At 33.6% G+C, this 12,236-nt stretch carries 9 protein-coding genes; 7 read left to right on the top strand and 2 right to left on the bottom strand.

The window, feature by feature from the left end:
* The first annotated feature begins 15 nt into the window (after window positions 1–15).
* Both MHI00_RS15080 and gadC read left to right on the top strand, forming a co-directional pair.
* Entirely contained in the window at window positions 16–1,419 is a 1,404-nt protein-coding gene (locus MHI00_RS15080) for a glutamate decarboxylase (RefSeq protein ID WP_010054893.1), read from the top strand.
* A 335-nt stretch (window positions 1,420–1,754) separates the two neighbouring features.
* A complete protein-coding gene (gene gadC / locus MHI00_RS15075) occupies window positions 1,755–3,230 on the top strand; it encodes a glutamate:gamma-aminobutyrate antiporter (protein ID WP_341114667.1) in 1,476 nt (491 codons plus the stop codon).
* 56 nt (window positions 3,231–3,286) lie between these two features.
* Here the strand turns inward: gadC and MHI00_RS15070 are convergent, their stop codons facing one another.
* Window positions 3,287–4,777 carry a helix-turn-helix domain-containing protein gene (locus MHI00_RS15070; protein WP_010054895.1) on the bottom strand — a complete coding sequence of 497 codons (1,491 nt, stop codon included), beginning with the start codon at window positions 4,775–4,777 and terminating at the stop codon, window positions 3,287–3,289.
* A gap of 283 nt (window positions 4,778–5,060) precedes the next feature.
* Here MHI00_RS15070 and MHI00_RS15065 point away from each other — a divergent pair, with 283 nt between their 5' ends.
* The 4 genes from MHI00_RS15065 (at window position 5,061) to MHI00_RS15050 (ending at window position 9,988) form a co-directional block, all read left to right on the top strand.
* Window positions 5,061–6,056 (top strand): choloylglycine hydrolase family protein, encoded by a 996-nt coding sequence (locus tag MHI00_RS15065; RefSeq protein ID WP_015075374.1) that lies wholly within the window; start codon window positions 5,061–5,063, stop codon window positions 6,054–6,056.
* A gap of 22 nt (window positions 6,057–6,078) precedes the next feature.
* Window positions 6,079–8,529, top strand: a complete 2,451-nt coding sequence (locus tag MHI00_RS15060; protein ID WP_341114664.1) for a YhgE/Pip domain-containing protein — start codon at window positions 6,079–6,081, stop codon at window positions 8,527–8,529.
* 69 nt (window positions 8,530–8,598) lie between these two features.
* Window positions 8,599–8,859, top strand: a complete 261-nt coding sequence (locus MHI00_RS15055) for a hypothetical protein (RefSeq protein WP_010054900.1) — start codon at window positions 8,599–8,601, stop codon at window positions 8,857–8,859.
* A gap of 94 nt (window positions 8,860–8,953) precedes the next feature.
* On the top strand, window positions 8,954–9,988 hold the full coding sequence (locus MHI00_RS15050; RefSeq protein WP_341115226.1) for an AI-2E family transporter: 1,035 nt from the start codon (window positions 8,954–8,956) through the stop codon (window positions 9,986–9,988).
* A 107-nt stretch (window positions 9,989–10,095) separates the two neighbouring features.
* Here MHI00_RS15050 and MHI00_RS15045 read toward each other — a convergent pair whose 3' ends face one another.
* Complete coding sequence (locus MHI00_RS15045; RefSeq protein WP_341114661.1) at window positions 10,096–11,556, bottom strand: amidase; 1,461 nt, start codon at window positions 11,554–11,556, stop codon at window positions 10,096–10,098.
* A gap of 205 nt (window positions 11,557–11,761) precedes the next feature.
* Between MHI00_RS15045 and MHI00_RS15040 the strand changes: the two genes are divergently transcribed.
* Complete coding sequence (locus MHI00_RS15040; RefSeq protein ID WP_341114659.1) at window positions 11,762–12,136, top strand: hypothetical protein; 375 nt, start codon at window positions 11,762–11,764, stop codon at window positions 12,134–12,136.
* Window positions 12,137–12,236: the final 100 nt, after the last annotated feature.

Here is a 12,236-nt window from a genome sequence, read left to right as displayed (position 1 = left end):
TTAGGAGGAATAAATATGTTTAACAGAAAAATAGAAAAAGAAATTATGGAAGAAACGAATTGTCCAATTTTTGGATCATTAGAAGCAGGTCAAATTTTACCAAATTATAAAATAGGTAAAGAATCAGTAGATCCAAGAGTTGCCTATCAATTAGTGAAAGATCAGCTAGTAGATGAAGGAAATGCTAGGCAAAATTTGGCAACATTTTGTCAAACATATATGGAACCAGAAGCTGAGCAATTGATGGCTGAGACATTTGAAAAAAATGCGATTGATAAGTCTGAGTATCCACAAACAGCAAAATTAGAAAGCTCTTGTGTCAATATGATTGCTGATTTATGGAATGCATCTGAAGATGAAAAATTCATGGGAACTTCTACTGTTGGATCTAGTGAAGGCTGTATGTTAGGTGGAATGGCTATGAAATTCAGATGGCGTAATCTTGCTGAAAAACGTGGCTTAGATATACAAGCCCAAAAACCTAATCTTGTTATCTCATCAGGATTTCAAGTTTGTTGGGAAAAATTCTGTGTGTACTGGGATATTGAAATGCGTGAAGTTCCAATGGATGAAGAGCATTTAAGTATTAACTTAGATAAGGTTATGGATTATGTCGATGAATATACAATCGGAATTGTAGGTATTCTAGGTATTACTTACACTGGTAAATTTGATGACATTGCAGCTCTAGATACATTAGTAGAAAGCTATAACCAAATTAATGAACATCAGTTAGTTATCCATGTGGACGCGGCTAGTGGTGGAATGTTTGTTCCTTTTGTTAATCCTGAATTAGCTTGGGATTTTCGATTGAAAAATGTTGTATCTATTAATACATCTGGTCATAAGTATGGATTGGTTTATCCAGGAGTAGGTTGGATTTTATGGCGGGATGAAGAATATTTACCAAAAGAATTAGTCTTTGACGTTAGTTATTTAGGCGGTCATATGCCAACGATGGCTATTAATTTTTCCCGTAGTGCAAGTCAAATTATCGGACAGTATTATAATTTCTTGCGATTTGGTTTTGAAGGGTATCGAAAAATTCATACTCGAACGAAAGAAGCAGCACTTTATCTAGCAAAAGTTGTAGAAGAAACGGGACTTTTTGAAATTTATAACGACGGTGGGAATTTACCGATTGTGTGTTACAAATTAAAAGAAAAAGCATCAGTCGAATGGAATCTGTACGACTTAGCAGATCGTTTACAAATGAAAGGTTGGCAAGTTCCTGCATACCCGCTACCAGAAGAAATGAATAATGTGATTATTCAGCGTTATGTATGTCGTGCTGATTTTGGACAAAGTATGGCCGAAGAGTTTGCTAGTGATTTAAATGAAAGTATTCACGATTTAAATAATGCTCATATTCTTTTCCATAAAGAAGAAGCAAATAAAACACAAGGGTTTACACATTAAAAAAGGATAAATAAGTTTTATAGCTATGGTTTGTTATCCGATTTTTGCAGAACATTAAAATCGAGCAGCAAATCATGGCTATTTAAAAATAGCTAGTGATTGATTGGATTAGTTTATGGGTATTTGAAAAACAACTTACCTTAAAGGTGAATTAAACCAACTTTTGATAAAGCAAAGCGGTTCAAGAAACTTTTTATCAAGGCTAGTTCTTATGAGCCAACTCCTAGAGAAAAAGATAAAAATTCGAGATGGAGAAATCACCATATCAATTTTCCCTATTTTCTTGCCGGAGCTAAGAAACTCAACAAATTTTTTATCAAGGAGGAAAAAAGAAAATGGACAACGAGAAAAGCGGAAAAAGCGCTAAGTCACTAACATTATTTGGTTTTTTCGCAATTACAGCATCATTATTTATTACAGTATATGAATATCCAACGTTTGCAACATCGGGATTACAATTAGTATTCTTTTTATTATTGTGTGGATTTTGTTGGTTTTTACCAGTTGCGCTTTGCTCTGCAGAAATGGCAACAGTAGAAGGATGGCAAGAAGGTGGAATTTTTGCTTGGGTAGGTAAGACTCTAGGCAAAAGATTCGGCTTTGCTGCAATTTTCTTCCAGTGGTTTCAAGTTACAGTAGGATTTGTGACGATGATTTACTTTATTTTAGGCTCTTTATCTTATATTTTTAATTTTAAAGCGCTAGATAATAATCCAATGGTTAAGTTCATTGGTGTATTAGTTATTTTTTGGCTATTAACATTTAGCCAATTTAAAGGAACTAAATTCACTGCAAATGTTGCTAAAATAGGTTTTGTATTTGGTATTACAATACCTGTACTAACGTTATTCGGATTAAGTATAGCCTATATTGCCTCTGGAAATCCACTTCAACTGCATGTATCAGCAGGAAGTTTTATTCCTAAGTTAAAGGATATGTCTGCATTAGTTGTATTTATGCTAGCATATATGGGAGTTGAAGCATCGGCTCCTCATATTAATGAAATGAAAAATCCAAAAAAAGATTACCCACTAGCGATGATTATGTTGATTCTTGTGGGAATTGTTTTAAATACAATTGGTGGAGCATCAGTAGCTGCTGTTGTACCACTTAAAGATTTATCGCTTAGTTCAGGTGTTATTCAAACTTTTGAGGTTTTAATTTTAAAATATGGTAGCGGATTAGGTTGGTTAGTAAAACTTATTGCTGGTTTAATTGCTTTTGGAGTTATGGCACAGGTTTGTTCATGGATTGTTGGGCCAACGCGGGGGCTATTGACAGTTGCTGAAGAAGGTATTTTACCTGCAAAATTTAAAGAAGTAAATAAAAATAATGTTCCCGTACCACTTATTTTAGTTCAAGGATTGATTGTATCTATTTGGGCAGCAGTTCTAACTTTTGGTGGTGGTGGAAATAATGTATCTTTCTTAACGGCTATTTCATTGACCGTCGTAATCTATTTAATTGGTTATGTTTTGTTCTTTATTGCGTATTTTATTTTAGTATTGAAAAAAGATAATCTAGACAGAACCTATCATGTGCCTGGCGGAAAAGGAGTCAAACTTACGATTGCTGCAATTGGTTTAATTATGTCTATTCTAGCAATTATAACAGCTTTCATTCCACCTGCATCTTTAACAGGTCACAGTGCGCATTCATATGAATTGATTTTAGCAATTAGCTTTATCGTCACTCTACTGTTGCCTTTTATTATTTATATGTTCCGAAATAAGAGCGAAGTAGGGAAGAAAGAAGACATCAAAGGTTTAGTAGCTAAAATAGAATCTGATGAAGCCAGTAATGTAATTTAAACCTTTATAAAAAAGTAAGCCATTCAATCGCATAATCCGATTGAATGGCTTACTTTTTAATTTTTCTCTTTGATAGTATCAGCGACAATTGTTTCAATATTGATAAAATCTCTAGGCGATAATTGAGATCCAATATAAAGAACTTTACCATCTAAATATTGATTGATTAAAAGAGGTGTTGGTGTAGTTGTTAGAAAAAGATCAGCCTCTTCAGCATTGTTCTTATCTAAAAAAACAATTGTATAACGATATTTTAAAGTGTCGAGAATTTGATTTTTTAAATTAATTTCTGCTAGTTTTGGCAAATCTGTATCTAAAACAATTTGAATTTCTTTTTCAAAATAAGTTAGAGGTTTCAATAGTGAAAATAATAAAGCATATCGAGTCAATAAAAATTCTTTTTCCAAGAAAATCTTATTTTTTGTTTCAGCATATAGTTCATCAATTAAAGAATCTAATTTTGTATTTAAAATTGGATAAAATTTTTCATGGTTATCTAGATATTCGTAGCCATTAATATCCAATGAAAAGTTATCAAACAAATCACAAAATAGATGAGCACAAAAACTGTTCGTAATAAAAATACTTCTTTGGTCTTCCGGTATTTCTAAAAAGTTTTCAGAAAATCTAATCAAAAAAAGTTCAGTTGCAAGCCAAATAGAAGAATTTTGCTTTTTATGGTAATTCATAATTCGGTCACTAATTTCTTTGACTTCATAAATTTTGGGGCGTGTTTCCATAATTAAATAAAAAAATGAAATTTCCCCATCACTGCCCATGTTCATGTCTTCAAAGATAGCTTTGAATTTTTTATAGCCAGAATAATCCTCTTCTATATTAATATAATGATCCCAACGGTCTTCCTTCTCGATAAAATGCTTTTTTCTAACGCGAATGATATTAATTGCTAAGATATAAGCAATTTGCTGTTTGTGTATGGCTGTCAAATTTAGTTTCAATATAGTTGCAACTTTGTCAACATGGCTATTAATTAGCTTTCTATTGATTGTTTCAAAGGGCCAAGTAGCCCCACGATATACTTTCCAAAAAATAATATAAATGAATAAACGTATTTGACTTTCTTTACCTTCAATAATAAATGTTTCTCTTGTCAAGTGGATTTGATAAGGTTCTACTATCTCTTGAAACATTTTTAATAAACGTCGAATAGTTGTCTCACTCATGAAATTATCATAGGCAAATTTTTTAACGGAATGAAAATTTTCAAAAAACAGACTTTTTAAAAGGTCGATGGTTATATTATCTTCTAATAGGAAAAGAGAGAATCCACTTAAATCTGCACCGGGGTGTAGTTCTAAAAATACGCCTTTGTTTTTTGTCACTAACAATTGAATATTATCATCATTAAAGTTTCTAATTCTTGCATCTAATTCATGGATATATCTTTGAACAGTTCTTGTAATCATATCTGAGCGTTCACTGATTTCTAAAATAGTGTACCATCTTTTTTCTTCTGAAATGATTGCTAGAATTTGTTTAATATTTCGTGTTGCTTGACCGACAATATCATATTTTTCATCAATCATAAAATGAACATCACCTTTCTATTCATAAGTATATGTTACCTCAGAAAAGTAAAAGATGCATCTAATTTGATTATCTTATTTTCTTATATATAGCTGAAACTAACAAAAAAGTACGGTTGGAACGACAAAAGTAAAAGGTTAGTAGAAGTTAATTCTTTTATAATAAGTTGAGTAAGGAACAGTAACATTCTTGTTACAAATCAAATGAATAGTGAAGACGAGAATACGCAACAAAGATGAAGTTGTGGCTCAAACTTTACTTAAAATTTAGGAGGAATAAAGTATGTGTACAAGTATTGTAATGGAATCACTAGATGGAAAACATTTTTTATCAAGAACAATGGATTTTGGTTTTGATTTAGAAGCAACACCTAGTCTATGTCCAAGAAAATATCATTGGAAATCAGCAACAGATGGTTCTGAATTTATCGGTGATTATTCTTTAGTAGGTGCGGGAAGAAATTTAGGTCAAATGTTATTTACTGATGGTGTAAATGAGCATGGTCTTAGTTGTGCAGCGCTGTATTTACCCGGTGAATCGACGTATGAACCAACTACCAAAGCAGGGAAAATTAATCTAGCACCCCACGAATTTTTATTATGGATTTTAACTTCTTGTAAAAGTATTGAGGACTTGTCAGATAAATTGGATTCGATTAATTTAGTAGATACGAAAGTACCTTTATTAGGAATTGTAACACCATTGCATTGGATCATGACAGATAATACTGGGAAATGTGTTGTAATAGAACCTCATGGATCTCCGCTAGAAATAATCACAAATCCAGTCAAAGTCCTAACCAATACACCTAAATTAGAATGGCATATTTCTAATTTAAGAAATTTTATCGGGATCAAGCCAGAACAATTTGCATCAAGAAAATTTGGCGATTTTGAAGCAACACCTTTTTCGCAAGCATCTGGAACTTCACTTCTTCAAGGCGGTTTTACCCCTCCAGAGCGTTTTGTTCGTGCAGCTTATTTGAAAGAATATATCGACGAAGCGAAAAATGAAGAAGAAGCAATTACAAATATTTGGCATGTTTTAAATAGTGTTCGAATTCCTAGAGGGGTTGTGATGAAAAATGATGGCAATCCTGATATTACACAATATGTAGCATCTATGTGCTCAGAATCTAAAACGTACTATTTTACTCCTTACCAAAATAGTCAAATTAACTGTGTCACTTTAACCCAAGATTATATTGAAAATGGAACAGCTCCAATATCATGTGGGATTTCTAAAAATCAGGAGTTTAAATGGTTAAACAAGAGTTAATCAAAAAAAGGAGTTTTAAATTATGAATATGGTAAAAAAAGAATGGAAAAATATTTTTACAAACAAAGTATTGCTTATTTCTGTTATCGCGATTACGTTCATACCAATTTTATATGCTGGTTTTTTTAGTAAATCAGTATGGGATCCATATGGTCGAGCGAAAAATTTGCCAGTTGCAGTAGTCAATGAAGATCGCAATGTTATGATGGCAGGTCAAAAAGTTAATGTGGGGGAACAATTAGTAGATAATCTAAAAAGTAATCACGATTTAGATTGGAAATTTGTGTCTGCAAAAGAAGCCGAAAAAGGGATGGAAAACTTAGATTATTATATGATTGTCACTATTCCAGAAGATTTTTCTAAAAATGCGACAACGCTTTTAGACGAAAAGCCTCAAAAAATGGATATCATTTATAAAACAAATGGATCTTTAAATTACATCGGTGAAGAAATAAGTACAATTGGTGCAACGACTCTTGAGTCGCAAGTTCGAGAAAATGTTACTGAGTCCTATGTTGAGGTTGCAGAGAAAGTTGGAAAACAACTAGTTTCAGGTATAACACAAGCATCTGATGGTGCCAAAGAACTAGCTGACGGAGGACTTCAACTGCAAAATGGCTTAGGGCAATACACATCAGGAGTAACGCAAGCAGATTCTGGAGCTAATCAATTAGCAGATGGAACTAACCAATTAAGTAGTAGTGTAACACCTTTGTCTTCTGGAGTAACTGAACTATACACAGGATCACAACAATTAGATACAGGGATTAACGAATTGAATAGTAAGATTCCTGAACTTCAATCTGGCGTGAGTCAACTAGATTCTGGTTTACAACAACTTTCGACTGGTAGTGGACAGTTAACAGATGGATTAGCACAAATGAGTGCTCAGTTAAATGACCCAACAACTGCTGCTCAATTGGATCAGTTAACATCGGGTTTAGCAGAATTCAGAGGAATAATGGATGAAATTGATTTTTCTGCCCATTCTAAAATCGCCTTAGATGCTGCAAAACGTGCAGATGAAATTTCAATCAAAGCAGCAGAGTTACAAACAAAACTAGATACAATTGCAGCAGAGTTAAATCCAGAGCAATTGAAATTAGAAATCACAGAAAAAATCAATCAATCAAGCTTACCAAGTGAGGAGAAAAATAGTCTAATTAATAACATTAATCCTCTCATTGAAGAGCATACAAAACGTCAACAAGAAACCATTAATACGTTATTAAAAGAAGTTTCAGGTGGTCTTGTTGAAATCGGCAATGATTTACATGAACTTTCAATAGCCGCTAAAAGTGTTAGTGAGCTACCAAATGATGCCTCTCAGTTAGATCAAGGATTCATCCAAATTCAAGATGGCACAATTCAATTAATGAATTCTATGAATCAAATCAAGCAGGGAGTGGGTACAGCAAATAATCCAGCATCATTGTATGGTGGAGCAGTAGCTTTAAATTCAGGTGTTGATGCTGCATATGCAGGTGGTCAAGAAATGAATAGTCAAATCCCGACTTTAGCTTCAGGTGTCAGTCAATTAAGTGTCGGCGGAGATCAATTAACTACGGGATTAGGCCAAATGTATGGTCAAATGCCTGCACTTGCTTCAGGTGTGAATCAATTAGATGATGGTGCGATTCAGTTATCCTCAGGCTTAGATTTACTATCAAGTAATTCACCACAACTATTAGATGGAATCAATCAATTAGACGCAGGCTCCAACGAATTAGCTGATAAATTAGGTAGTGGAGCTGCAGAAGGAAATAACATTAAATTAAATAAAGCCACTGTTTCAATGTTTGCTGCTCCAAGTAAGTTAAAACATGAAGAATACAGTAACGTATCTAATTATGGAGAAGCTTTATCTCCTTATATTATGTCGCTGGCTTTATTTGTAGGATGTTTAGTATTCAACTTTGTTTTCCCTATCCGAAAAGTTTCGATGGCGGGACAATCTAGTAAAAATTGGTGGTTAAGTAAGCTTTCAATTGGAGTTGGTGTTGCACTTGCAATGGCAATCATTGAAGCAACCGTCATGTTAATGTTAGGATTAACAGTCGAATTTATTCCACAATTTTATTTAATCGCGATTGTGAGTTCATTGTCCTACATGTTTATTGTCATGTTTTTCGCAATGACATTCGATAATCCAGGTCGGTTTATTGCGATGGTGTTACTAGTTCTACAACTTGGTGGAGCAGGCGGAACATTCCCAATGCCGCTAACAAATGGATTCTTTAATGCAATTCATCCATATCTACCAATGTCGTATTCAATTTATGGATTCAGACAAGCAATTTCAGGTGGAATTGGAACAGATTTATATACGAAGAGTGTTGTAATATTAGCGATTGCTTTTGTTGTATTTGTTGCATTACTACGTTTGTCAATGGACCACCTACAAAAGAAACATCTAAATGGAATTTCTCAATTAGATAACAATCAAGAATTACAAGCTGTAGAAGCACAATAATTTCATAGAGAAGCCTGATAAATTAAGGCTTCTCTATGTTAAATCAAAAAGAATAAAGGAGTTTTTTACATGACGAATTATGATATGAAGAAAGACCATACGCTAGAAAAAATTGCGGAAACATTAGAAAAATTAGATACTCAGTTAGCGAAAATTTCAGAAGAGACAGAATTGGAAAGCAAGTTTAAAAACATTAAACTTTGGACGGAAGAAAAAAAAGCTGTTCATGAAATCAAAAAAATCCTTCACGAAGTTGGAAAATATGAAAAATATAACGAAAAAGAATGTGATCAAGAAAGAAAAGCATTAGCTAAATCTGAAGGGGTATAAAATTTTATTAAAAAGAACGACAGTCGAAGAAATTTATCGTTTTTCGGCTGTTTTTCTTTTTTTAGTAGAGAAGGAGTAGATTAATGTGTTGGAAATGTGGGGAAATATGTTACAAAGGAAAAGATTTAGACAGGTACTTATTTTTTGTGGAATAGCGTTAATTTTATACTTATCAAAAGGGATTTTTACTTTAATTGTACTAACTTATATATTTTCATTTTTGCTATCACGAGGTGTAAAGAAAATTAAAAAAATTGTGCCAATCAGTCATACTATTATTACATTGACTATATATGCTGGAATAGCTGGTTTAATTTGCCTTTTTTTCATGAAATCAGTTCCTATTTTAGCGAATCAAATTAGTAATTTATATGATTTGGCTACTTCATTTTATCAGACGAAAGATTTTAGCAATGTCCCTTTAGCAAAGGAATTAGAGGGCTATGTCCAAAATTTTGATGTGATAAGTAAGGTGGAAAGTAATATTTCAACATGTAGTCATTTTGTTAAAAGTATTAGTGAATTAAGTGTGAATATGGCTTGGGCCTTCGTATTAAGCCTTTTTTATGTATTAGAAATAAAACAAATAAAGCATTTTTTTGCTTTATTTAAAAAAGAGCCCTTTACAATTCTTTATAATGATTTAAGCGAGATGTTTAGCCGCTTTAATCGTATTTTTAGCTCAGTAATGACTGTTCAATTTAAAATTGTTCTTTTCAATACGCTACTAACTATAACGAGTTTGATTTTTTTAGGTTTCCCACATATTATTAGTTTGTCTATTATGCTATTTATATTAAGTTGGATTCCTGTTTTTGGAGTGATGCTTTCCTTTATTCCACTATCTATTATTGCTTATATGCAAAGTGGACTGAACCAAGTCATCTATATACTCGTAATTACAATATGTATTCATCTAGCCGAAACGTATATTTTGCGACCTAAATTAATGTCCAGTCAAACAGAACTTCCTACTTTTTTCATTTTTGTGATTTTATTGCTGAGTCCTGAGTTTATAGAGATGTGGGGATTACTATTAGGTATTCCTATCTTTCTATTTATTTTGGATATTCTTGGAATCAAGAAGATTGAAAAAGACAACTTGAAAGAACGTACTCAAGTTGTCTAAGTATTCAAATAAAAGTATGTGGTTCAAGTGACAAATATAATTTAGATTTTTACAAGCAATAGTTTCACGCTCTGTAGCAAAAATAGTTAGAGAGTAGAAAGTAATCACTATTCTCGCATTTTAAATAAACGTGCTTGTTCAAATTCTAATCCAATCTCTAAAAGCCATTCTTCCCGATTCTTTGGCGCTGTGAAATGGATTCCTAATGGTAGACCATTTTCAGCAATATGAGTGGGTAAACTAATTGCGGGTTGACCGGTTAAATTTGCTTGTTGCGTAAAGGGAGACAAAGCTAAACTTTTCTCAAACATATCCCAAATTAATTGCATTTGTTCCTTACTAGATAACTTTTCTACTTGTTTCATTTGTTGGATTTGCTCTGGGGTTTGCAATTCTGCCGCTATTTTTGGTGCCGTTGTAGCGGTAGTCGGTGTTAAATATAAATCATATTCTTGATTGAATGCTGCCATTTTTTCGGCAGCCTGATCCCAAAGTGCTAGGCTATTGGAATAATCAGCAGCTGAAATATGCTTACCAGCATTGAATAAAGTCCAAGTCATCAGTTCCATATCTTCAATTGTCAGAGAGCGGGCAAGTTGTTTTTCTAAATTTTTAAACATTGCCGCTGTTTCACCAGCATTCATTACATAGTAACTTTCCATTAAGGCAATCCCATCAATATCAGGTTCTTTTTCAACAACGTGATGTCCTTGTGCTTTAAGAAAAGTCACAGCATCTAACACTGCGTTTTTGGCGGCAGTGCTCACTGGAGTGTGAACTGGGGAAGCTAAAGAATAGGCGATTCTGAATTTTTTTTTCGCCAGAGTTCCCAAACTTGTCAAATATCCAGGTTCATATAAGCTTGCTTGGAATGCAGCACTCGGTTCAATCACTTGTAGAGCATCTAACATCGCCGCCGTATCACGAATAGACGTCGTCAAAGCAAAGCTAATCGCCGCTCCTTGCCAATTACGACCAGTACCTGGTCCGACTGGTGTTTTCCCACGAGTTGGTTTTAAACCGACTAAACCGCTAAAAGATGCAGGAATACGAATCGATCCGCCACCATCACTAGCGGCGGCAATTGGCAAGGTACCACTAGCTACTGCTGCCGCTGCTCCACCGCTAGAGCCACCTGCAGAATAGGCTGGGTTCCAAGGATTACTTGTCGGACCATAGAGTTCAGGATCGGTAATATTCTTAAAGCCAAATTCAGGTGTGTTGGTTTGACCAATCACAATAAATCCAGCTTTTTCCAAAGCTGCAACAAAATGGCTTGTTGTGAGTGCACTGTTATTTCGAAGTAGCTTAGCCCCAGCAGTACTAGGTTCACCAGCTAAATCTTGTCCTAAGCCTTTAATTAATATCGGAACTCCACCAAAGGGTAAAGTTGAAAAATCTCGAACTTGGGCTTCTTCTATCGCTTTTGAAAAACGTGTGGAAGTGACAAAATTAAGTGTCGGATTTTCTGACTTAATTTTTTTAAAGGCTTCTTCAATTAATTCTGTCGGTGTTACTTCGCTGTTTCTAATTTTTTCGGCTAAAGCTAATCCATCCAAATGACTCATTATTTGCACTCCCTTAGTTTTAAACTTTTTCTTTAGTCTAACATTTCAAGAGGTGGAAACCAATCAAACTTACAAAAGATATCTAAATAGAAGGTTTAAATGGAAATTTCTCTTCTAGTTAATACAATTTTGTATTTAAGGTTTCTTTAAGCTTAGAAGGATAAGATAGTAAAAGTTAAAATAAAAATTATAGGAGATGAATGATATGACAGAAGAAAAAAACTCAAGTCAAAAAGAAGAGCAAGCTAAAAATTCAGGTTGGAAAAAAATCAATAAAAAGTTTGTCTTGCTTAGCTTCTTTTTTTTATTTATTGGTTTTATTGGTGGATATCAAGTTTCTGGAATGAACAATCAAGCTGGTACAAGGCAGCCAAGAGCCAACCAATTAGAAAATTCTGATGATCAGAATAATACTATGGAAAATGGTAGACCTGACCAAAGGGAACTACCATCTGATAGGTCTAATGGTGAGGAGTCAGATACTATTAGCGGGGCGACTGAAAGTGAAGAAGATCAATTGGAAAGTGGCTCAACAACAAATCAAAGCAACAACACTTCGGCTACTGAAGATATAATTTGATAAGAGTTTGAATCTCCTCTAAAGGTATGTGTTGCAACCTTTAGAGGTTTTTTTGCAAGGAAATCTAATCGAATCTATTCGGTATAATAATTAAAATGAG

It is taken from the genome of Carnobacterium sp. FSL E2-0243, assembly GCF_038003605.1.
Lineage (GTDB): Bacteria > Bacillota > Bacilli > Lactobacillales > Carnobacteriaceae > Carnobacterium > Carnobacterium maltaromaticum.
Note: the sequence above shows the minus strand (reverse complement) of the source record. Positions and strands in the feature narration are given on the sequence as shown.